We start from the raw sequence: 19,653 nt of genomic DNA on the forward strand, positions 1-19,653 counted from the left end.
TGGGTGTAGACAGGTCCGCTGTCAAGAGTAGATCAGACCTGCCGTATGCGAGCGCCGGGCCGCCGCTTTTGGACCCATCCCAGACATCATTGCCCAATAGACATGCCCAAAGTCCGGCCATAGGCTTTCTGCTGATCTCGGTGCGGATGAGCTGAGCCGTCCCGCGATCTTTCTATGGCCTAACGGAAGGCACGACAATGGCTGAACTTATTAAGGTTGGCGCAATGCAATTACGGTTTTTGCGCACCAAGTATGATACCAGCGGGGCGCTTGATATGTTTGAGGTAGTGATCCCGCCAAACTCTCGTATGCCGGTGCCGCACCATCACCGTGACTGGGAAGAAACGATCTATGGTCTTGAGGGCGTCATCACGTGGACCGTCGCCGGCAAGCGTATTGAGATCAACCCCGGAGACGATCTCTTCATTCCGCGCGGTGTTGTGCACGGGTTCGTCAACCAGACGCAGGCGATTGCGAAAATGCTTTGCGTTCTCACGCCAGGCATTCTCGGGCCGGAATTCTTCCGGGAAATGGCCGTAGCCATCGGCGGCCCTGCGCCTCCTGATCCTGCCCGGATGGGCGAGATCATGAAACGCCACGGCCTGATACCTGCGCCATCTTGATTAAGTGGATTGGCTGCATGCGCGCTCTGCTTGCGAACCGAGTTATTTCAGAATGTCGCTTGTTGGCTCATCAGCGAAGTAGCGATCCGGTTCATTGAGGTCTGCTCATTGAGGCATGGCGGACCAGATTTGCTCAGGTTGAGTTCTTCGCATTTTGACCCAACGCGGACGTCGCCCCTAGCCTAAGGGTTGCTCAGCATGCTTTGATGCATCTGCCAAAAGCGAACAGTCGGGGCAACCAAATGCGGTACCTAGTGTTGGGCCGGGCGGCACCGGGGGCTATTTCGGCGGTCGCCTTGCCGAGAGCGGAGCCGATGTTACGTTTCTCGTCCGCGACGGACGGCGCAAAAGTCTTTCCGAGCAAGGTTTGCGGATCCAGAGCCCGTTCGGGGACGCAAAAATAGCAGTCAAAACAGTGGTCGCGGCGGAGGTGACCCCGCTCTATGACGCGGTAATCCTGACCTGCAAGGCATATGATCTCGACGCTGCAGTCGCGGCAATCGCGCCCGCCATGGCCCCGAACGGCTATGTCCTGCCATTCCTAAACGGCATTGCCCATATCGACGTCCTGAATGAGAAATTTGGCTGGCACCGGGTGCTCGGTGGCACGGCAAAGATACAGGCGACGATCCTGCCGGATGGCGCAATCCGGCAGTTTAACGACTGGCGAACGCTTACCTTTGGCGAGCAATCGGGGGAGATGACGGAGCGCGTGAGAGAATTGGCCGCGCAGTTCGAGGCTGCGAAGGGCGTTGAAGTCTTTGCGGTCGCCGATATCGTTCAGCGAATGTGGGAAAAGCTGGTTCACCTCTCGACCGCAGCCGCCATGACTTGCCTGATGCGGGCAAATGTCGGCGAGATTGTCCGCACCCCTCATGGCCGTGAGCTTTTTCTGGATCAACTTCGCTGTGGCGCTGCGATCGCTGCGGCGAACGGCCACGCGCCCAGCGCGGCCTTTATGAAATCGTGGGAGGAAACGTTCTCCCAGCAGGACTCGCAGTATTCGACGTCGATGCTACGCGACATCGAAAGGGGCGGGCAGACGGAGGTGGAGCACATCCTCGGCTTCATGCTGGACAAGGCGGCGAAGGCGAGAATACCGAGCAACACGCTGTTACTTGCCTACACTAACGTCAAGGCTTTCGAGCAACGGCGCGCCGCAGGGCGCTTGTCCTGATTGCCTTACCGATGTCCGGGTCTGGCCGATTTTGTTGCAAAAGTCGGTTGAGACAAGTCACGAAGCGTGATTCCGTTGTGCTGACGCGAATCTCGGTGAGGTCGATCCATGATGGGCCGTCTGAAGAGTGACCAAGGTCACCTGTTCTACGAGTTTCATCTTGGCAACGCGGTTCCTGAAGATCATCTGGTGCGGAAGATCGATGCTGCTCTCGATCTGTCCTGGCTTCGCGGCGAACTAGCATCTCACTATTCGTCGATGGGGCGCCCGTCGATTGAACCGGAACTGATGATCCGGATGCTGGTCGTGTGGTATGTCTTTGCCGAACGAAAGGTGCGGATTTGGGTGGCGCGTAATGTCGAACGTGTGGGGCTGCTCGAACCTTGCCGGGTCGCAGTTCGCTGCGGCAAGGAATGCCGCAAACATCTCGCCGCGCCGGACCTGGCGGCCATTCACGGCTTGGTCGATCGTGGGCGTTTGTTGCACACTGATAGTCGCTTCGGAAGAAGATGGATTTGAGGTACCCGCACCCGGCCGTGGCCTGACCCCGACGGCGCGACCCGCTGGTATCGCCTTCGGGTCACGTAAGATTGGGCCTTTCTGCACGCCAGGAGCTTCTTTTGTACTTTCGCCGCGGCTCGCCGACTTCGATGGTCACGGTCCGTACCTCGAAATTGGGAGATCAAGGTCCGTCGCGATCTCGGCAACGGCCGTAGCTGCAACCAACTTCGGGTAGCCGCCGAGCTTTCCTGGCAGCGCATTCTTGGCGGAATAACGGGTCGACTGCGGCGGGTCGGCCAAGCAAGGTTCTTCAGCAATGGTCATTCTCGCCTCGGCACGAGCTGCCTCGAGTTCACGCTCGAGTTCAGCGTATTCAGCCTCCAGGCGAGCGACTTCCGAGCGCGCCGCGCGTTCCTTGTCCCGTTGTTCCATCGCGGGGGTCTTCTGACCCGTGCGCTTGTAGTGCAGGACGTGCCAGTGCGGTAAGCGGATTTCGGCCGCGGGCAACCCGCGCTCGACATTCGAGCGGGGGTCGACCTGACAGTCCACGCCCTTCCTTCGGCAAAACTCGTTCAACATCTCCGCCATTTTGTAGCGGAAGGTTTTGGCAGCCCCGTAGAAAATCTTGTTCCAATGGCGCGCCTTCTGGCGCGAAAACTGTCCGTCTACGATCTCGCGCATCGTGGTCATAAAGTGAATGTGAGGATTGATGTCGCCGTCGGACGCCATCGGGCAGTGGATGCCTACTTGCACCGTCATTCCGTGAACGACGAAGGCGCGGGCTACGTGCCGCGCAAGCTCCATCCAATACTTTTTTGGAATGGAGCGTGGGATCGTCAACTCGAAGAGGCGGGCTTCTTGAGCATCCGCCCGTTTCTCCGCCGCAACCGCCCGCTTCCACAGTTGCGCACAGTCGGCAGCCCAGGCCGGCGAACCTTGCGGCTTCACGACGAAAGCGGCGACAACGTCATTCCGCGTTGAAAAGTCGACCACCGATCCGTCGGCGAGGCGCGCCGAACCGCCGCACACGTAGGCGGAATGCCGCAGCGCATCGCCGCCTCGCGAGCGTTGCACCAATCCCATGTCGAATCCGATGCGGGTCGTTCTGCTTCTTGACGCCTGGCAAGCTAAGCCCGCACGCCGCAAGCGCAAAGAGACCAAGCCAGAGGGCGGCGAGAAAACTTTCAAGAGCAGGGCGCGGGTCATGGGCTCGGACTTCGGCTCGAGCCGCTCCCAAGAGACTGACCCTTGGTCCTTGCGTCGAAGCCCGTGGGAAGCGGCCGAGTGGTTGACAGGACCGACCGCTACCAGGAGGTCGCGACGTCGCCGCCTCCGAACGGGTTTCCGTTTCAGTCGCCCCTTCCGGAAAATGGCCGCGGCATCGTCGCCCAGAAACCCTCGCGAGAGGGGTGGCGCCTTGCTGCGCAAACTGGATAATGAACCGCTCCAGTAATCGATCGAACAGGAGCTCTCCATGTCCTTCCCCCGGCTCGCGCCCTGCTATGTGGCCGTCAAAACGGATCCGAACCCGCGCGAGCTGCCGCGCAGCCGGGTCGAGATTGCGGAGGAGCGCCTTAACGCTGCGCGCCGCCGGCTCGCTATTGGCCGGCGTCAGCTGCGCAACGCCTCGGTGCGAGAGCAGGGTATTCGCGACGGCGAGGTGGGGCGAGCGGTGTGGCATCTGATCGAACAGGCCGAGCTGGGCGATGCCGTGATTGATCTGATCCGGGCCGAGCTGCGCGTCCATCTGACGCCGGCGCAGGCCGCCGCCTTCCGCGGCACGATCTTCGAGTAGCAATGCGCTGGGTCGCCTGCAAACGGACGCCCAACACTCAAAGGAGCGGCACGCGTTCGTGTGCGTACTGGTCCCGCTCTGTGAGAGCGGCGGGCCCCCGCCCTTCTAGCCGTCGTTTCCGTCGACGTCGAGGCCATTGCCGAGGCCGCAAACCCGGAGCCTGCTGCCCGCCATATACCGATTCGCGATCGTCTCGACCGCGTGTTCCTGACCATCGTGGCGCGTACAACGAACGCATTGTCTGACGACGCGCTGTCCTCAGCTCATTGGCGCACTTGATGATGAAGCACGTGGGTGCTACACATCCCCAGTGTCGCCCGAATTTTCTTCAGTGTTTTCAGGTGTGTAGCTATAGCGGCGACGGGGCGAAATCTGGCTCAGTACCCTCCCGCCCCAGCCAGATGTCAAGCTGTTGAGTTCATTCGGTAAGCAGTTTCACTTTGGGCGCGTTTGGAAACACAGATTTTAAGGCTCGGTCCAGAATCGAACTAAACGGCGTGGCCATGCTGGCTTATCTCCGAGGCTTCCATCCGAACATATACCGTGGAAGCTGGGCGGGCAGGTGTTTTGCCCTCATCGTAGAATAGGGTGCTACGGCGAACGAAGCGGACAACCGGTCCAGATGCGCATGTGCGGAATTGCAGCCGTGCCGCAGTCGGCCCGGCCGGTGGCCTCGGGCGCGGTCGTTGCCCCGCTACCGGGGACCATTACGACTGCAAATCGCGTGGCCTTCGTTTCCTTGGCCGACCGGAACGATATAGACCCCGCACTTCCTGCTGTTGAAAGAGCTCCGCGCAGACGCCACGCAGCCATTGGCTTGCCGGGTCATGATGGAAGCGGGCGTGCCAGTATTGCTTCACCGTAAATCCGGCGATTGCCAGCGGGCAGTCGAGCACGCGCAGTCCGTAATAGTGAGCCAGCGTTTCACCAATGTGCCTTGGAAGGGTGGCGATCAGGTCAGTCGTCCCGACGATTGCAGGCAACCCCAAAAAGCCGGGTAGCTCCAGCCCAACGTCTAGGACTAATTTCTGCTCCTGCAGCGCAGCGGCGAGCAACTGATGCCCGGTGCCGGAGCGAATGAGGACGTGTGCCTCACGCCTGAAATCCTTTGCCGTGATGCGGTCGCGGATCCGGGCATGTTTCGCGCTCGCCAGGCAGACCCAATCCTGCGGAAACAGTGCCTGTTGGAAGTGTCCCGCGTCGAGATCCGAGATGTAGCCGAGCGCCAGATCGGCCTTTCCGGACTGCAGCATTCTTGGGGTGTCGGGGCCGATCTGTGTCGCCTCGATACGAACGCCAGGCGCAACGCGACGGACCTGAGCGAGAATGGAGGGAAGCAGCGTGACGTGACTTCCATCCGTCATGCAAATGGCGAAACGGCGTTTCGCGGTTGTCGGATCGAAGTCGCTGCGAAGCTCGGCCAGGCGACGCAGCATCTCCAGCGCCTGCCTCGCCGTGCCGATCAGAGCCTCCGCGCGCGGCGTCGGCAGCATGCCGTCTGCTGACCGGACGAAGAGCGGATCGTCTAATTCCTTTCGCAGACGGGCCAGCCAGATCGAAATGGTCGGCTGACTTTGACCGAGCTTCTCGGCTGCCTTGGTGACGCTACCCGTTGCGAACAATGCGTCGAACAGCCTGAGCAGGCGCGGGTCCAGCAGGTTGGTCTCGATGGGATCCTGGTGCTTCATTGCGATTCACAATAATTGCTATAAAGATCATAATATATCTAAATATCGAGCGGCCGGCTACCGTGCTTCCAACGCCGAGAATGGCGCGGGAGAAGCGTTCGGATGAGGATCTGCTTTATCGGAGCGGGAGCCTTGGGCTCGACCATCGGCGGTACGCTGGCGCGCGGCGGGGCCGAGGTCTGGCTGATCGATCCGTTCCAGGCTCATGTCGACGCTATCAATGCCGGCGGCCTACGGGTGCTCGAAGTTGGCGCCGAGACCGTTGTGAAGGTCACTGCGTGCACTTCCGCGACCCAGGTTGGCGTAGAGGCAGACCTCGTCATTGTCCTCGTCAAATCCTACCACACGCGGGATGCCATCCGTGCCGCGGCGCCGATCATCGGGCCGCGGACGGTCGTGATGTCGCTTCAGAACGGTCTTGGTCACGAGGACATCCTGTCGGAGGAGGTTGGTCGTGACCGGGTCATGGCGGGCAAGACCTACGTCGGCGGTGTGCTGCTCGGCCCTGGTCATGTTCGTTCCGGGGTCCTCGGCAAGGAGACCATCATCGGCGAGCTTGACGGTCGCTTGACGGAACGTGCGCAGCTAATCTCCGGGACTTTTAATCGCGCCGGAATTCTCACGCGGCTCAGCGACAACATCTTGGGCACGATGTGGGACAAGTTGTTCATCAACGTCGCCGGAGGAGGAATTACCGCCGTTACCGGGCTGACTTATGGCGGCCTGTATTCGCTGCCAGTTCTGGAAGATTGCGCGCTGGCCGCAATCTCGGAGGGCATCGCGGTTGCGCAAGCTGCCGGCGTGAAGATCTCGATTACCGATCCGCGACGCGCCTGGACGATGGCGTCCGCCGGACTTCCGCCCGAGTTCAAGACGTCGATGCTGCAGAGCTTGCAGTCCGGCAATCTGACCGAGGTTGACTACATCCACGGCTCCGTCGTGCGTTGGGGCGCCAGGCTCAACGTGCCGACCCCCGTCAATTCCACCCTCGTCGCGCTGGTCAAAGGCATCGAATACGCCCGCAGCGACTATCCTGGAAGGTCTTGAGACAATGTCATTGCCCCGCGCTTATGTCGAACACGTCGCGATCCGTGTGCCGGACGTTGATCGTCACGTCGACTTCTTTCGTGAGGTGCTTGGTCTCGCCAATCGCGATGAGCAACCCGCCGATGGTACGCGCCCGCGTCAGGTTTGGGTGCTCGGAAGCGTGCAACTCATTGAAGATCCGAATTTCGTCGGACCAGAGGGGCGTCTCGCCCATCTCGGCATCATGGTCGACGATTACGAAGGTGTACTCACCCGTGCCGCCGCCTGGGGCGCCAAGGCGTTGCCCGCCGGGCCGAACTGGCTCGAGCTGCCGGGCGGGCTCAACGTCGAAATCTTGCAAGCCAGCGCAGGCGCCGTGGAAGCCGCCCTGGCGATCAATCCCCGTGCCTAGAGGAAGACGCGATATGACAGATGAGCGCTACTGGGACGATGCCAAGGTCGGCGATGAATGCGTTACGCCACCGGTGACGGTCACAGAAGGAATGGTAAATGCCTACGCCGAACTGACGGGCGATTTCACGCCGGTCCATGTCGACGAGGAGTACGCGAAGACAACGCCGTTCGGCACGCGCGTCGCGCACGGGCTGTTTGGTCTGTCGCTGGCCGACGGTTTGAAGACCCGTGCCTACTACCGCTTCCTCCCGGGAATGTCGCTGGGCTGGACGTGGGATTTCAAGCTGCCGATCAAGCTCGGGGACACCGTGCACGTGAAGTTCCGCGTGGGTTCAATGCGCGAGACAAAGCGGGACGGGTGGGGCATCGTGGTGCTGCCCTCGGAGCTGATTAATCAGCGCGGCGAAGTGGTGCAGCTCGGTGAGCATCGGCTGATGATTCCGATGCGCCCGAAGACCGGCGTCGCGGGAGAGCGCGCATGACCGCGCAAGATCTGCCGCTCAAAGGCGTCCGCGTCATCGACTACAGCCATTTCCTGGCCGGCCCGTTCATGGGCCGTTGCCTCGCCGCGATGGGCGCGGAGGTCATCAAGGTGGAGCGTCCAAAGGGCGGCGACGCAGGCCGGGCCCATGGATATTTCAAGGACGAACAATCCGGCTACTTCCTACAGCAGAATATGGGGAAGCAGGGACTTTGCATCGACCTGCGCGACAAGCGTGGTCTCGACATGATGATGAAGCTGGTCGACACAGCCGATGTCTTCATCGAGAATTACCGACCCGGCGCACTCGAACGTCTCGGGCTTGGTTACAAAGCGCTATCGGGGCGGAATCCGAAGCTGATCTATTGCTCGGTCTCCGCCTATGGTCACACCGGTCCCTATGCCGATCGTCCGGGCTTCGGCCTGATCGCAGAGGCGATGTCGGGGGCCCTGGCGCAATTGGGCAATCCCGGCGAAGCGCCGCCACTGCTGCGGATGCCGCTGGCCGATATGTACACTGGCATTCATGGCGTCGCTGCTATCAATGCGGCGCTGGTTGGCCGTGCGTCGTCCGGGCGCGGCCAACATATCGATCTGGCGCTGTACGATTGCATGGTCTCGATGCACGACTATGCGGTTCAGCGTTACTTCCTCTCGGGCGGCGCTGACCTGCCGAAGCAAACCGGCAGCGGACAGCCGGACTCGACCGTTTACGGGGTCTTTCCGGCCAAGGACGGCAATCTTGTCATCGCTGCGCAAGTCGATGATGCGTGGCGACGATTGGCGAGCCTGATTGGAGGAGACACGCTGGCATTGGACGAGCGTTTCGCCAAGCCCGCCGCGCGGAACGCCCATTATGCTGAAGCCATGGAGATTGTGCGCAACTGGACGCTATCACAGCCGTCTCGGGATGCGTGTCTTGCGGCACTCGAGGAAGCAGGTGTGCCGTCCGCTCCCGTGCAGACCATCGAAGAGGTCGCGAGGGATCCGCAGATCCATGCGCGCGGCATGCTGGTCGAGCAGGAGCATCCGGTGCTCGGCAAGGTAACGCTGCCGAACCTGCCGTTCCGGTTCTCCGATTGCGACACTACGGTGCGTACTCCGGCGCCACTGCTTGGGCAGGACAATCGCCGCATTGCCGCATCGCTGGGACTGTCGGCCGAAGCCGTCGACGCGATGGTGCGCGACGGCGTGCTTTACAACGAAGCTGCAGTGCGGGAGTGAGCGATGAGCGATCGTTATGCGGTGATTGGCAATCCGATCGGCTTCAGCAAATCACCCTTGATCCATGGCACTTTCGCCAGAATGACGGGACAGGATCTCGTCTATGAGGCGATCGAGGGACCTATCGATGGCTTCAGCCGACGGGTCGACCAATTCCGGACAGAGGGTGCCAAGGGGCTGAACATCACCGCCCCTTTCAAGCTCGATGCCTTCGCTTATGCAAATGAGCTTTCAGAGAGCGCCAGACGGGCAGGTGCCGCAAACTGCCTGAAATTCGAGGGCGACCGGATCATCGCCGAAAATTTCGACGGGGTAGGGCTGGTGCAGGACATCACTGCCAATCTCGGCGTCAAAATGGCCGGTCGGCGCGTCCTGATGCTCGGCGCCGGGGGAGCGGCGCGTGGCGCGTTGCTGCCTTTCCTGCGCCAGCAACCGTCCGAGTTGGTTCTCGTCAATCGAACGCTGTCCAAAGCCGTGGCATTGGCCGAAGAGTTTGCCGGCTGTGGTCCCCTGATGGTGAGCGGCTACGCTGAACTGGCGGACCTTGCCGAGGGCTATGACGTCGTGGTCAACGCGACCTCTGCCAGCCTGCGAGGTGAAATGCCGCCGCTTCCGGGGAATGTCTTCCAGGGCGCGGAGCTGGCGTACGAACTTGCCTATGGCAAAGGATTGACTCGCTTTCTGCAAGCGGCCCGCGCCGAAGGCGTGGCCAAACTGGCTGACGGCGTCGGCATGCTGGTCGAGCAGGCGGCGGAAGCCTTCGTCTGGTGGCGCGGCGTGCGACCGAGCACGGCCCAGGTCATCGCCGAATTGACTGTTCCATTGAGCTGACGGACGACGCCGACAATGCATCGCAAACCCGGCTTTCTCGTCGGCCTGATCGGCAGCGGCATCTCGGCGTCTCGCACGCCGCCCATGCACGAAGCGGCCGCCGACGCCGCTGGCATCCGCTATCTCTACAAGAAGATCGATCTGACCGAGTTGAACCTCGGCGTCGAAGCATTGCCGGAATTGCTCACGGCCGCAAGGCGGATGGGCTTTGACGGTTTGAACGTAACCCATCCCTGCAAGCAGGCGATCCTTCCACTGCTGGACGAGCTTTCGCCCGACGCCGAGGCGCTTGGTGCGGTGAACACCGTGGTCGTCAGGAACGGCCGAATGACCGGCCACAACACCGACTGGTTCGGCTTCGCGGAGAATTTCCGCCGCAACATGCAAGGTGCACCACTTGGTCGCGTCGTGCAATTCGGCGCAGGCGGCGCCGGTGCGGCGGTTGCTTTCGCGCTGATGAAGCTTGGCGTGCAGGAACTGACCATCATAGACGTCGACCTGGCCAAGGCGCAGAGCGTGGTCGACGGCTTGTCCTCTCGATTTGTAGAAGGGCGCTTGAGGGTCGGCCAGGATGTTGCCGCCGCCGTGGCGGCCGCAGACGGAATTGTCAACGCGACGCCGATCGGCATGGACAAATATCCGGGAACGCCGCTGCCGCTGGCGATGCTGTGTTCCGGTCTCTGGGTTGCCGAGATCATCTACTTCCCGCTGGAGACCGCGCTGCTGCGCGCGGCGCGGGCCCTCGGCTGCCGCACGGTCGATGGTGGCGGAATGGCTATCTTCCAGGGCACCGAAGCGTTCCGCCTGTTCACGGGCGTCTCGCCTGATCCAGACGTCTTCTTCGCAACTTTCGCATCCCTGGGAGGGTGACACCCGGCCGATGGGCGAGCGGCACGCACAACGCCCGAGAGGAAACGCAAGATGGGCTACACGCTCGATTTCTCGGTGGTTTGGCACGCAATGCCCGCGTTGCTGTGGGGTTGCGTGGGGACGTTGGGTTTGGCGCTTGCTGGCATGACGCTCGCAATGATCATCGGCGTCGCGGGCGTCGCGGCCCGCGATGCGAAGGCGGCCTGGTTGCGCGCCATCGTGATCGGCTTCGTCGAAATCGTGCGCAACACGCCGTTCCTGGTGCAGATCTTCTTTCTGTTCTTTGCACTGCCGCTCGTCGGGGTAAAGCTCAATCCGACCGCCACGGCCATTATCGCACTCGGCGTCAACGGAGGCGCGTACGCCATCGAGATCATCCGCGGCGGCGTGCAATCGATTCACAAAGGGCAAATCGAGGCTGGCTACGCGCTCGGACTGCACAAAGGGCAGGTATTCCGTTCCATCGTACTCAAGCCCGCGCTTCGCGCGATCTATCCCTCGCTCACGGGACAGTTCATCATGCTGACGCTGACCTCGTCGATCTGTTCGGCTGTGTCGGCTTACGAATTGACGTCGGTCGCGCAGCGAATCGAAAGCGACACATTCCGCAGCTTCGAGGTCTATTTTTTCGTCACTTTCCTCTACCTCGCGATCTCCTGGCTGCTGATGGCGGGCTTCGCAATCATCTCTCACCGCTTCTTCTCATATCCGACGCGCTGAGGAGCACAGATCATGACACCGCATTTCGGCGTTCCCGAGTTCGGCTTCCTCCTGCGTGGTCTGCAATGGACGGTACTCCTGACGCTGGTTGCATTCGTCGGTGGCTGTACCGCCGGCCTGGTCGTCGCATTGTTGCGCACCTGCGGTCGCACGACCGTGGAATGGATAGTTCGGATCTATATCGGAATCTTCCAGGGGACACCGCTGCTGCTGCAACTGTTCGTGGTGTATTACGGCTTGGCGCTCCTCGGATTGAAGCTGTCAGCATTCGTTGCGGTCGCGATTGGGTTCACCGTCAACGCCTCGGCTTTTCTGGGCGAGATCTGGCGCGGCGCAATCCAGGCCGTGCCTCGCGGTCAGACCGAGGCCGCGATGGCGCTCGGTCTACACTATTCCGCGCGCATGCGCGACATCGTGCTGCCGCAAGCCATTCGCATCGCGCTGCCGGCGACCATTGGCTATCTCGTGCAGCTCATCAAGGGTACCTCGCTCGCTGCCATCGTCGGCTTCATCGAACTCGCCCGCGCCGGTCAAATCGTGTCGAACCAGACCTACCAGCCGTTGCTCGTCTTCGGTGTGGTCGGCGCGATGTATTTCATCCTCTGCTGGCCACTCTCGTGGTGGGGCAGTCGGATGGAGGCCAGGCTCGCCCTGGCCGGTCAAAGGTAGGTTCGGCGCACCTACTCAATCAAACACAGCCATCACCAGGAGGAGATACTCATGTTGTTTTCGCTCAATCGCCGCCAACTCGGCGTTACGCTGCTGACGCTGTCGGCCATCGTTGTCGCAGGCGGCTCGCAGGCGGGCACTCTGGAGGACGTGAAGAAGAAGGGCGTCGTCGTCATCGGCATTCAGGGCGATAATCCGCCCTGGGGCTATGTCGATAGCTCAGGAAAGCAGGATGGGATCGATGCCGACATGGGGCGTGCCTTCGCTGAATATCTCGGCGTGAAGGCCGAGTTCGTCCCGCTGGCGGTGGCCAATCGTATTCCGGCGCTGACCACAGGCCGCGTAGACATTCTGTTCGCGACCATGGCCATGCTGCCCGAGCGTGCGAAGGTGGTACAATATTCCAAACCCTATGTTGCCAATGAGATTACACTTGTCGCTGCCCAGGCAACGCCGATCAACAGTAACGCCGATATGGGGAAGTACGTTATCGGCGTCCCACGCTCCTCCACGCAGGACACCCAGGTAACCAATAATGCTCCTGCGGGCGCCGAAATCCGCAGGTTTGATGATGACGCGGCCACGATCCAGGCACTGCTCTCGGGTCAGGTGCAGGCGGTCGGGGCAAACAGCTTCTACCCGCAGCGTCTGAACGCTGCAAAGCCGGAACTTGGGTTCGAGCCCAAGCTTCACTTCACCGCCTTGTACAACGGGGCCTGCACGCGCCTCGGAGAGAAGGAGTGGAACGAGACGGCGAACAAATTCGTCGACCAGATCAAGTCCAATGGCAAATTGGCCGCTTTCTACGCCAAGTGGATGAAGGCGCCCGTGCCGGTCTTCCCCGACTCGGTCCCCGGCGTTCCGTTCACAGTTCAATAGTCACTGCAAGCGGCCGACGCGTTGGGCGCGTTGGCCGCCGTCCGATAACGGAGGCCGAATCCATGCAGGACCAGATCCTGATCGAAATGAAGGGCGTGCAGAAATGGTACGGCGGGTATCAGGCTCTCCGCAACGTTGACCTCACTGTGCGCAGAGGGGAAAAGATCGTGCTTTGCGGTCCGTCCGGTTCGGGCAAGTCGACGCTGATACGCTGTATCAACCGCCTGGAGGCAATCCAGCAGGGCAGTATCGTGGTGAACGGTCATCGGTTTGACGACAGCATCAAAGCCATCGATGTCGTACGCCAGGACGTCGGCATGGTCTTTCAGAGCTTCAACCTTTTTCCGCATATGACGGTCTTGCAGAACTGCATGCTCGCGCCCATTCGCGCGCGCCGCATCAGCAAGACCGAAGCGGAGGCGAGCGCGCGAAAATATCTCGAGCGGGTGCGCATTGGCGAGCAGGCCGAGAAGTATCCGGCGCAACTCTCGGGCGGTCAGCAGCAACGTGTCGCGATCGCGCGTGCTCTCTGCATGCAGCCCAAGGTCATGTTGTTTGATGAACCGACTTCGGCTCTCGATCCGGAAATGGTCAAGGAAGTGCTCGACACGATGATTGGCCTCGCCAACGACGGCATGACCATGATTTGCGTCACCCATGAAATGGGTTTTGCCCGCCAGGTTGCCGACCGTGTCATCTTCATGGCTGAAGGGCAGATCATCGAAGAAGGTGTGCCCGACGCTTTCTTCCGCAATCCGCAGCACGCTCGCACCAAGCAGTTCCTTGGCGAGATCCTCGCCCATCACTGAACGGAGTTATTCCATGAGCCGTCTTGTCTACGTCCTCAACGGGCCAAATCTCAATTTGCTTGGCAAGCGTCAGCCCCACATCTATGGCCACGAGACGCTTGCGGATGTGGAGCGAGATTGTCGGGGGCTAGCCACGGAGCTGGCTCTGGAGATGCGCTTTCACCAGTCGAACAGGGAATACGAGCTGATCGACTGGATCCACGAGGCGCGCGAGACGGCTGTCGGCATCGTCATGAATCCCGCGGCTTTCACCCATACCTCGGTCGCCATCCTAGACGCTTTGAACACGTTCGAGGGGACAGTAATCGAGGTGCACATTTCCAATGTGCACAAGCGCGAGGAATTCCGCCACCGCTCGTTCGTTTCCAAACGAGCTGATGGCGTTATTGCAGGCTTCGGCACTCAGGGTTATCTGCTCGGTTTGCGTCGGTTGGCCAAGCTGCTCGATGAGAAGGGATAGAATCGTATGAGTGCACCCGTCCGCCTGACGGTCATGGGAGCGGGTCTCATCGGCAAGCGACACATTGAACATATTCTCGCGCGGCCGGAGGCGGTCTTATCGTCAATCGTCGATCCGATGCCGGTTGCACGGGAGTTGGCGGTATCGCTCAAGGTGGACTGGTTTTCGTCCGTTCAGGACATGATCTCTGAAAACCGGCCGGAGGGGGTGGTTGTCGCCACCCCCAACCAGATGCACGTGGCCAACGGCATGGATTGTATCGCTGCGGGCATCCCGGCGCTGATCGAGAAGCCGTTAGCGGATGATATCGTGGCGGCACAGACGTTGGTCGAAGCATCCGAGCGGGCGGGCGTGCCGCTGCTAACCGGCCACCACCGTCGCCACAACCCGATGATCCAGCGCGCCAAGGCGGAGATCGACAGCGGCAGGCTCGGTCAGATCGTGTCAGTGCATGGCATGTTCTGGCTGATCAAGCCGGACGATTATTTTGAAGTGCCCTGGCGCGGCGAGAAAGGAGCGGGTCCCGCTTTCGTGAATCTCATCCACGATGTCGACCTGCTGCGGTACCTGTGCGGGGATATCGTGGCGGTACAGGCTGCCCAATCCAATCGGCTGCGTGGAAATGCGGTCGAAGAGACCGCGGTGATCATCCTGCACTTCGCGTCCGGCGCGCTGGGAACGGTCAATGTCTCCGATACCATCCAGTCGCCTTGGAGCTGGGAATTCACCACCGGAGAGAATCCGGCCTACAGCATACGCTGGAGACCTGCTACCAGATCGGCGGCACGAGGGCATCGCTGGCCATTCCGCAACTCGATCTGTGGCATCACCCGAGCAAGGCCAGCTGGTGGGCGCCGATCGAGCGCGAGCGGCTGAGGTTCGAGAAAGAAGACCCGCTTGGCCTGCAGATCGCAAATTTCTGTGGCGTTATCCGCGGCACGGCCACGCCTGTGGTGAGCGGGCGCGAAGGGCTAAAAACGCTCAGGGTGATCGACGCGGTCAAGCGCGCAGCGGAAACCGGAGATCTCGTGTCGTTTTGACTCTGGTAAGCACAGGTGTCTACGCTGAAGTATCGATATTTTATTTGGCGAACCATCAAGGTGCCGCTGATAGACAATGCTGGGAGCACTATGATCCTGCGACGAAGGCCCGTTTTCGGCCGGATAAACCCAGTGGTGCGATTGGTAAGTCATTGATTGTTCTCTACCCGTCGCTATCTCTTAATCAGCGGGTCCCAGGTTCGAGCCCTGGTGCGCCCACCAAATAAATCAAGACCTTAGCAAGAGAAACCGTTTGAGACCGACGGACTAAAACGGTTTTTCAAACGGTGTTCTTGACGGCCAGCCGGCGAGTCCACTCTCGGCATTGTGATCTACTCTGTCCGTCTCGACGGAGGCCAAGGCGACTCGAAGGCCGTCCGGCAGAACCACTTCCTTGATGTTGTATGTAGATCAGAGCCGCCCGACATAGCCGGCATTTTTCCACTTCTGTTCAATTTCATCAGCGACGCATTGGGTAGCCGCGCAGCGCCTCCACCGAAATAGTGCTTGAAGTCGATGTGAACTCTTATGTTGTCTGGCCAATAAGCCGCCATGCGGTCATAGAGGAGAACCGATCCGGTCTCGAAGCGCCGATAGACCGATTTGTGCATCGGCGATTTTGATTCCGCCATTCGGAGGTTCGATCTCTCCCGCCGCAGCCAAGCAGTCACTCAATTATAGAGAGTGGGACCGTATTGGCTGAAAGTGCCGCATTTTACGGGATTTTTGTGCGGCTCTCTAAAGTCTCTGCTCCTCTGAAACCGGCAACCTTGGCGAGAAGTCGTCGAAAGTCTCCAGCCCAAACCGCAGAAATTACCTTTTTCCGTGGAGACGATTGGCAGAGACCGGTTCGATCACCACTGGACAGTGGGGGTGGCAGTGAATTTTGACGGTTTCAAACCGCTCGACGACTATTGGCTCTGCGATGGCGATAGCTATTCTGCAGAAGCGGAAAACGGAACTCGAAATTGCTAAACGGCTCTGTCGAACGATTGCTATCGCATGCGCGGCAGGGCTCACAGGGGACAGTGGTGATGCGACAGCGCGTTCGCTTTGAAAGCGAGTGCAACCACACCCTTTAAATTGATCACTTCTCTCTCCAGAGGCATACGTAGCCAAGCGCGCATTCACGCTTCGCAGTCGATAACCGCTCCGAGTGGGGGCAAGTGGGACGGTCGGTAAGGTTCATGAGCATACTGAACCAATCTCATTATATACTGTCGAGCCGCGGAAGCCCTTCCCACCAGCACCGATCGTGTCCCGTGGCGTGGTGTAGCTGGCGGCGGGTCACCGCGTTCGCCGGCTGGAGAGCCGGGCTGGTCAGCTGGCGATAGCCGTGATGCTGACGCTCGGATCATCGCTCAACGGCGCGATGGTTTCCAGTGCCATGTAGCGGGCACGCTGGACGGCCCATTCATCATTCTGTTCGAGCAGGATCGCGCCGATGAGGCGAGTGATGGCGTCATCGTTGGGGAAGATGCCGACCACCTCGGTCCGCCGTTTGATCTCGCCGTTGAGACGCTCGATCGGGTTGGTAACCGGTATGAGAGTTTCTCGGTGCCGATGTTCCGCTGCGATATTCAAGATCGTAGCTTATGGTGCGACCATCGGGACAGAGGCACCGGGAGCACGAAGGTGCGGGCAGGCCGATGCATTTGATGAGCCGCGAGCTCGAGTTAGTAGCTGGCCGCCTCTGCGACTCGCCCGGTTGCGCTGAGAGCGCGAATCCGTAGTTGTCGTGTCGCCCGTAGCTCCCGTCATATGGTCTGATTGGCAGGAGGTGCGAATGCGACGGGTGATTGGCATCGACGTCCACCGAACTTTCGGGGAGGTGGTGATTTGGGAGGATGGCAGGCTCCGACATGCGGGCCGGGTTGATATGACGCGGACTGCGTTGGAGGGATTTGGCAAGACCCTGCTGGCCAGTGATGAGGTGGTGGTCGAAGCGACCGGCAACAGCATGGCGGTATCGCGGGTTCTGGCACCGTTCGTGGCACGGGTGATTATCGCCAATCCGCTCCAGGTGAAGGCGATCGCCCAGGCTCACGTCAAGACCGACAAGATCGATGCCGGCACGCTCGCCAGTCTGCAGGCGGCTGGGTACCTGCCGCAGATCTGGACGCCTGACGCGGAGACGGAACGCAAGCGTCGGCTGGTGGCGCGGCGCTACCAGGTCGTGCGGCATCGCACGCGGCTCAAGAACGAGGTGCATTCGATCCTGCACGCGCACCTGATCCCGAAGTGCCCGCATGCCGATCTTTTCAACGGCCGCGGCCGGGCGTGGTTGGCCGCCCAAGCGTTGCCGGACGATGAGCGCGCGGCGATCGATCGGCACGTCCGGGAGCTTGACCGGCTGGCGGAAGATCTGGCCCTGCTCGACCGCGAGATCGCGCAGGACGCCATCGACGATTCCGCGGTCAACAGATTGATGACGATCACCGGCGTCAACTTGGCGGTCGCTGCCGGCATCATGGCGGCGATCGGCGACATCAGCCGGTTCAACAGCCCGCAGAAGCTGGTGAGCTATTTTGGGCTGAATCCGCGGGTGCGGCAGTCCGGACTGGGCGCCGCCCATCACGGCCGCATCAGCAAGATCGGCCGCAGTCACGCGCGCGCCATGCTGGTCGAGGCGGCCTGGGCAGCGGCCAAGGCGCCCGGTCCGCTGCATGCGTTTTTCGTGCGCATCCGCGCCCGGCGCGGCCATCAGATCGCCGCGGTGGCCGTGGCCCGGAAGCTCACCGTGCTTTGCTGGCATTTGTTGACGAAGGGCGAGGATTACCTGTGGGCGCGCCCGGCACTGGTCGCCATCAAGACCCGCGCGATGCAGCTTCAAGCCGGACATCCGCAACAGAAAGGCAGCCGGCGTGGGCCAGCGTATGCCTACAACATCAAGGCATTGCGCGACCGCGAGATGTTGATTGCCGCACAGGCGGAGCAAAGCTACGAGCGCCTGGTGACGCAATGGAAACCACGGCGGCCAAAAACCGGCGCGCGGGCGCCTCAGCTCGGCAAGACAAAATAGGGCAGCCTGGTGGCGCTTGCAGCCGATGCGCCACGCTTCGCCACGAGGTCGCCCGCGCCCGCCAAGGATAATCCCGCCTGAGGGCAAGTGCCAGCCAGGAATGCAGTCCCGTTCCACGCCAGCATGCCGCCGTGCTCGGGCCGGTCAAGGCCAAGCCTTGCGGTGGCCGCAAACGCGGCCAGCCTTGACCGCCCCTGCGAGATCGATGGCCGGGACGGAAGAATGGCCCGCGGCGCAGCCGAACAAAAGAATGGACGTACGCGATTTCTGCAATCGTCATCTCGGTCCTGAAAAAAATAGCTTGTCCATCTCATCCGTCGAGTGCAGCTTGGTCCGATGCTGTGCGGAAAGGTCATGTAGGCGAGCACATCGGTCTCGGCCTCGTCGAGGAAGCCGGCAAGTTTGGGCAGCTTGGGGCGGAGCTGGTCGGCGACCTTGCGCCACTGTGTTCGCGCGGCCTCGGCGTCGTCCTGGGCAAACGCTGTGGCGATGAAGGCGGAGACGACGCGCCGCCCGCTCTTGCCGGCATGCGCCAGCGCGTTGCGCATGAAGTGGACGCGGCAACGCTGCCAGCTGGCATCGAGCACCTTGGCCACGGTGGGCTTGATGCCTTCGTGGGCGTCGGACACGACCAGCTTGACGCCGCGCAGGCCGCGGCGGGCGAGCTGGCGCAGGAACGCCGTCCAGAACGTCTCGGCCTCGGAAGGGCCGATGCCAATGCGGAGGACCTCGCGTCGGCCGTCGCTATTGACGCCAACCGCGACAATCACCGCGACTGAGACGATGCGGCCATTCTGGCGCACCTTCACGTAGGTGGCGTCGATCCACAGATACGGCCAGTCGCCCTCGATCGGACGGGCGAGGAAGGCCTTCACCTTGTCATCGATCTCGCCGCACAGCCGGCTGACCTCGCTCTTGGAGATGCCGGTCATGCCCATGGCCTGGACGAGGTCGTCCACCGAGCGGGTCGAGACGCCCTGCACATAGGCTTCCTGCACCACGGCGGTGAGCGCCTTCTCGGCCATGCGTCGCGGCTCCAGGAAGCCCGGGAAGTAGGAGCCTCGCGCAGCTTGGGAATGTGCAGCTCAACCGCGCCGGCGCGGGTCTCCCAGATCCGGTCGCGGTAGCCGTTGCGCTGGGCCAGGCGTTCGGGGCTCTTCTCTTCGTAGGCCGCCCCGGTCTGGCCTTCCACAGCTCCATCAGGCGCTGGGCGGCAAAGCCGATCATCTCGCGCAGCAGATCGGCGTCGGGGGTCTTCTCTACGAGCGTGCGCAGGTTCATCATGTCTTCGGTCATCGGTGGTTCCTCGGTTGCGTTGGCGTGTCGCAACCCGATCCTACCGGAGAACTGCCGGTGACCACCGCAAAGCTGCCCGCCCGCTACGGCGCTATTTGAAGGCGCGCATCCGGGCGGCTTTGCTCTAC

The 19,653-nt window shown here is 61.3% G+C and carries 17 protein-coding genes and 4 pseudogenes; 17 read left to right on the top strand and 4 right to left on the bottom strand.

Features of this window, described 5'->3' with window-relative positions; all coding sequences use genetic code 11:
* Positions 1 to 197 precede the first annotated feature (197 nt).
* The 3 genes and pseudogenes from IVB13_RS12285 (at position 198) to IVB13_RS40315 (ending at position 2,319) form a co-directional block, all read left to right on the top strand.
* Complete coding sequence (locus IVB13_RS12285) at positions 198 to 623, top strand: cupin domain-containing protein (protein WP_247489057.1); 426 nt, start codon at positions 198 to 200, stop codon at positions 621 to 623.
* A 268-nt stretch (positions 624 to 891) separates the two neighbouring features.
* Positions 892 to 1,800: pseudogene (locus IVB13_RS12290) on the top strand (2-dehydropantoate 2-reductase); the annotation flags it as partial.
* A 108-nt stretch (positions 1,801 to 1,908) separates the two neighbouring features.
* A complete protein-coding gene (locus tag IVB13_RS40315) occupies positions 1,909 to 2,319 on the top strand; it encodes a hypothetical protein (RefSeq protein ID WP_276578368.1) in 411 nt (136 codons plus the stop codon).
* Between the two features lie 135 nt (positions 2,320 to 2,454).
* Here the strand turns inward: IVB13_RS40315 and IVB13_RS12300 are convergent, their stop codons facing one another.
* A complete protein-coding gene (locus IVB13_RS12300; RefSeq protein WP_247489059.1) occupies positions 2,455 to 3,507 on the bottom strand; it encodes a MobA/MobL family protein in 1,053 nt (350 codons plus the stop codon).
* A gap of 268 nt (positions 3,508 to 3,775) precedes the next feature.
* Between IVB13_RS12300 and IVB13_RS12305 the strand changes: the two genes are divergently transcribed.
* Positions 3,776 to 4,096, top strand: a complete 321-nt coding sequence (locus IVB13_RS12305) for a hypothetical protein (RefSeq protein WP_247489060.1) — start codon at positions 3,776 to 3,778, stop codon at positions 4,094 to 4,096.
* 707 nt (positions 4,097 to 4,803) lie between these two features.
* Here IVB13_RS12305 and IVB13_RS12310 read toward each other — a convergent pair.
* Entirely contained in the window at positions 4,804 to 5,784 is a 981-nt protein-coding gene (locus IVB13_RS12310) for a LysR family transcriptional regulator (RefSeq protein WP_018460432.1), read from the bottom strand.
* A gap of 102 nt (positions 5,785 to 5,886) precedes the next feature.
* Between IVB13_RS12310 and IVB13_RS12315 the strand changes: the two genes are divergently transcribed.
* The 12 genes and pseudogenes from IVB13_RS12315 (at position 5,887) to IVB13_RS12370 (ending at position 15,207) form a co-directional block, all read left to right on the top strand.
* Positions 5,887 to 6,831, top strand: coding sequence for a ketopantoate reductase family protein (locus IVB13_RS12315; RefSeq protein ID WP_026234030.1), 945 nt, complete (start codon positions 5,887 to 5,889; stop codon positions 6,829 to 6,831).
* Positions 6,832 to 6,835: 4 nt separating this feature from the next.
* Positions 6,836 to 7,222, top strand: coding sequence for a VOC family protein (locus tag IVB13_RS12320; RefSeq protein ID WP_026234029.1), 387 nt, complete (start codon positions 6,836 to 6,838; stop codon positions 7,220 to 7,222).
* A gap of 13 nt (positions 7,223 to 7,235) precedes the next feature.
* Positions 7,236 to 7,706, top strand: a complete 471-nt coding sequence (locus tag IVB13_RS12325; RefSeq protein ID WP_018460428.1) for a MaoC/PaaZ C-terminal domain-containing protein — start codon at positions 7,236 to 7,238, stop codon at positions 7,704 to 7,706.
* Positions 7,703 to 8,929: a CoA transferase gene (locus tag IVB13_RS12330; RefSeq protein WP_018460427.1), complete on the top strand. Its 1,227-nt coding sequence runs from the start codon at positions 7,703 to 7,705 to the stop codon at positions 8,927 to 8,929. The genes IVB13_RS12325 and IVB13_RS12330 overlap by 4 nt, the downstream gene beginning before the upstream one ends.
* A gap of 3 nt (positions 8,930 to 8,932) precedes the next feature.
* The gene (gene aroE / locus IVB13_RS12335) at positions 8,933 to 9,760 is read left to right on the top strand and encodes a shikimate dehydrogenase (protein WP_018460426.1); all 828 of its coding nucleotides are present in this window, start codon (positions 8,933 to 8,935) and stop codon (positions 9,758 to 9,760) included.
* 15 nt (positions 9,761 to 9,775) lie between these two features.
* Complete coding sequence (locus tag IVB13_RS12340; RefSeq protein ID WP_247299819.1) at positions 9,776 to 10,630, top strand: shikimate dehydrogenase; 855 nt, start codon at positions 9,776 to 9,778, stop codon at positions 10,628 to 10,630.
* A gap of 51 nt (positions 10,631 to 10,681) precedes the next feature.
* Positions 10,682 to 11,350 (top strand): amino acid ABC transporter permease, encoded by a 669-nt coding sequence (locus tag IVB13_RS12345; RefSeq protein WP_007601261.1) that lies wholly within the window; start codon positions 10,682 to 10,684, stop codon positions 11,348 to 11,350.
* Between the two features lie 12 nt (positions 11,351 to 11,362).
* Positions 11,363 to 12,019, top strand: a complete 657-nt coding sequence (locus IVB13_RS12350; protein WP_018460423.1) for an amino acid ABC transporter permease — start codon at positions 11,363 to 11,365, stop codon at positions 12,017 to 12,019.
* 51 nt (positions 12,020 to 12,070) lie between these two features.
* Positions 12,071 to 12,898: a transporter substrate-binding domain-containing protein gene (locus IVB13_RS12355; RefSeq protein WP_018460422.1), complete on the top strand. Its 828-nt coding sequence runs from the start codon at positions 12,071 to 12,073 to the stop codon at positions 12,896 to 12,898.
* A 62-nt stretch (positions 12,899 to 12,960) separates the two neighbouring features.
* Positions 12,961 to 13,707: an amino acid ABC transporter ATP-binding protein gene (locus IVB13_RS12360; RefSeq protein WP_018460421.1), complete on the top strand. Its 747-nt coding sequence runs from the start codon at positions 12,961 to 12,963 to the stop codon at positions 13,705 to 13,707.
* 13 nt (positions 13,708 to 13,720) lie between these two features.
* Positions 13,721 to 14,167 carry a type II 3-dehydroquinate dehydratase gene (gene aroQ / locus IVB13_RS12365; RefSeq protein ID WP_018460420.1) on the top strand — a complete coding sequence of 149 codons (447 nt, stop codon included), beginning with the start codon at positions 13,721 to 13,723 and terminating at the stop codon, positions 14,165 to 14,167.
* Positions 14,168 to 14,173: 6 nt separating this feature from the next.
* Positions 14,174 to 15,207, top strand: a pseudogene (locus IVB13_RS12370) (Gfo/Idh/MocA family oxidoreductase).
* 1,320 nt (positions 15,208 to 16,527) lie between these two features.
* Here the strand turns inward: IVB13_RS12370 and IVB13_RS12375 are convergent.
* A pseudogene (locus IVB13_RS12375) lies at positions 16,528 to 16,743 on the bottom strand (transposase); the annotation flags it as partial.
* Between the two features lie 268 nt (positions 16,744 to 17,011).
* Between IVB13_RS12375 and IVB13_RS12380 the strand changes: the two are divergent.
* Positions 17,012 to 18,229 carry an IS110 family transposase gene (locus IVB13_RS12380; protein WP_247489123.1) on the top strand — a complete coding sequence of 406 codons (1,218 nt, stop codon included), beginning with the start codon at positions 17,012 to 17,014 and terminating at the stop codon, positions 18,227 to 18,229.
* Between the two features lie 297 nt (positions 18,230 to 18,526).
* Here IVB13_RS12380 and IVB13_RS12385 read toward each other — a convergent pair.
* Positions 18,527 to 19,525: pseudogene (locus tag IVB13_RS12385) on the bottom strand (IS256 family transposase); the annotation flags it as partial.
* Positions 19,526 to 19,653 lie beyond the last annotated feature (128 nt).

Origin of the sequence: Bradyrhizobium sp. 17 (assembly GCF_023073515.1) — a bacterium.
In the GTDB taxonomy this organism is placed as follows: Bacteria; Pseudomonadota; Alphaproteobacteria; order Rhizobiales; family Xanthobacteraceae; genus Bradyrhizobium; species Bradyrhizobium canariense_D.

Coding starts and splice junctions, on each gene's coding strand:
- IVB13_RS12305 (WP_247489060.1), top strand. CDS start 3,776: ATGTCCTTCCCCCGGCTCGCGCCCTGCTATGTGGCCGTCAAAACGGAT.
- IVB13_RS12315 (WP_026234030.1), top strand. CDS start 5,887: ATGAGGATCTGCTTTATCGGAGCGGGAGCCTTGGGCTCGACCATCGGC.
- IVB13_RS40315 (WP_276578368.1), top strand. CDS start 1,909: ATGATGGGCCGTCTGAAGAGTGACCAAGGTCACCTGTTCTACGAGTTT.
- IVB13_RS12345 (WP_007601261.1), top strand. CDS start 10,682: ATGGGCTACACGCTCGATTTCTCGGTGGTTTGGCACGCAATGCCCGCG.
- IVB13_RS12355 (WP_018460422.1), top strand. CDS start 12,071: ATGTTGTTTTCGCTCAATCGCCGCCAACTCGGCGTTACGCTGCTGACG.
- IVB13_RS12340 (WP_247299819.1), top strand. CDS start 9,776: ATGCATCGCAAACCCGGCTTTCTCGTCGGCCTGATCGGCAGCGGCATC.
- aroQ (WP_018460420.1), top strand. CDS start 13,721: ATGAGCCGTCTTGTCTACGTCCTCAACGGGCCAAATCTCAATTTGCTT.
- aroE (WP_018460426.1), top strand. CDS start 8,933: ATGAGCGATCGTTATGCGGTGATTGGCAATCCGATCGGCTTCAGCAAA.
- IVB13_RS12325 (WP_018460428.1), top strand. CDS start 7,236: ATGACAGATGAGCGCTACTGGGACGATGCCAAGGTCGGCGATGAATGC.
- IVB13_RS12330 (WP_018460427.1), top strand. CDS start 7,703: ATGACCGCGCAAGATCTGCCGCTCAAAGGCGTCCGCGTCATCGACTAC.
- IVB13_RS12320 (WP_026234029.1), top strand. CDS start 6,836: ATGTCATTGCCCCGCGCTTATGTCGAACACGTCGCGATCCGTGTGCCG.
- IVB13_RS12285 (WP_247489057.1), top strand. CDS start 198: ATGGCTGAACTTATTAAGGTTGGCGCAATGCAATTACGGTTTTTGCGC.
- IVB13_RS12310 (WP_018460432.1), bottom strand. CDS start 5,784: ATGAAGCACCAGGATCCCATCGAGACCAACCTGCTGGACCCGCGCCTG.
- IVB13_RS12300 (WP_247489059.1), bottom strand. CDS start 3,507: ATGACCCGCGCCCTGCTCTTGAAAGTTTTCTCGCCGCCCTCTGGCTTG.
- IVB13_RS12360 (WP_018460421.1), top strand. CDS start 12,961: ATGCAGGACCAGATCCTGATCGAAATGAAGGGCGTGCAGAAATGGTAC.
- IVB13_RS12350 (WP_018460423.1), top strand. CDS start 11,363: ATGACACCGCATTTCGGCGTTCCCGAGTTCGGCTTCCTCCTGCGTGGT.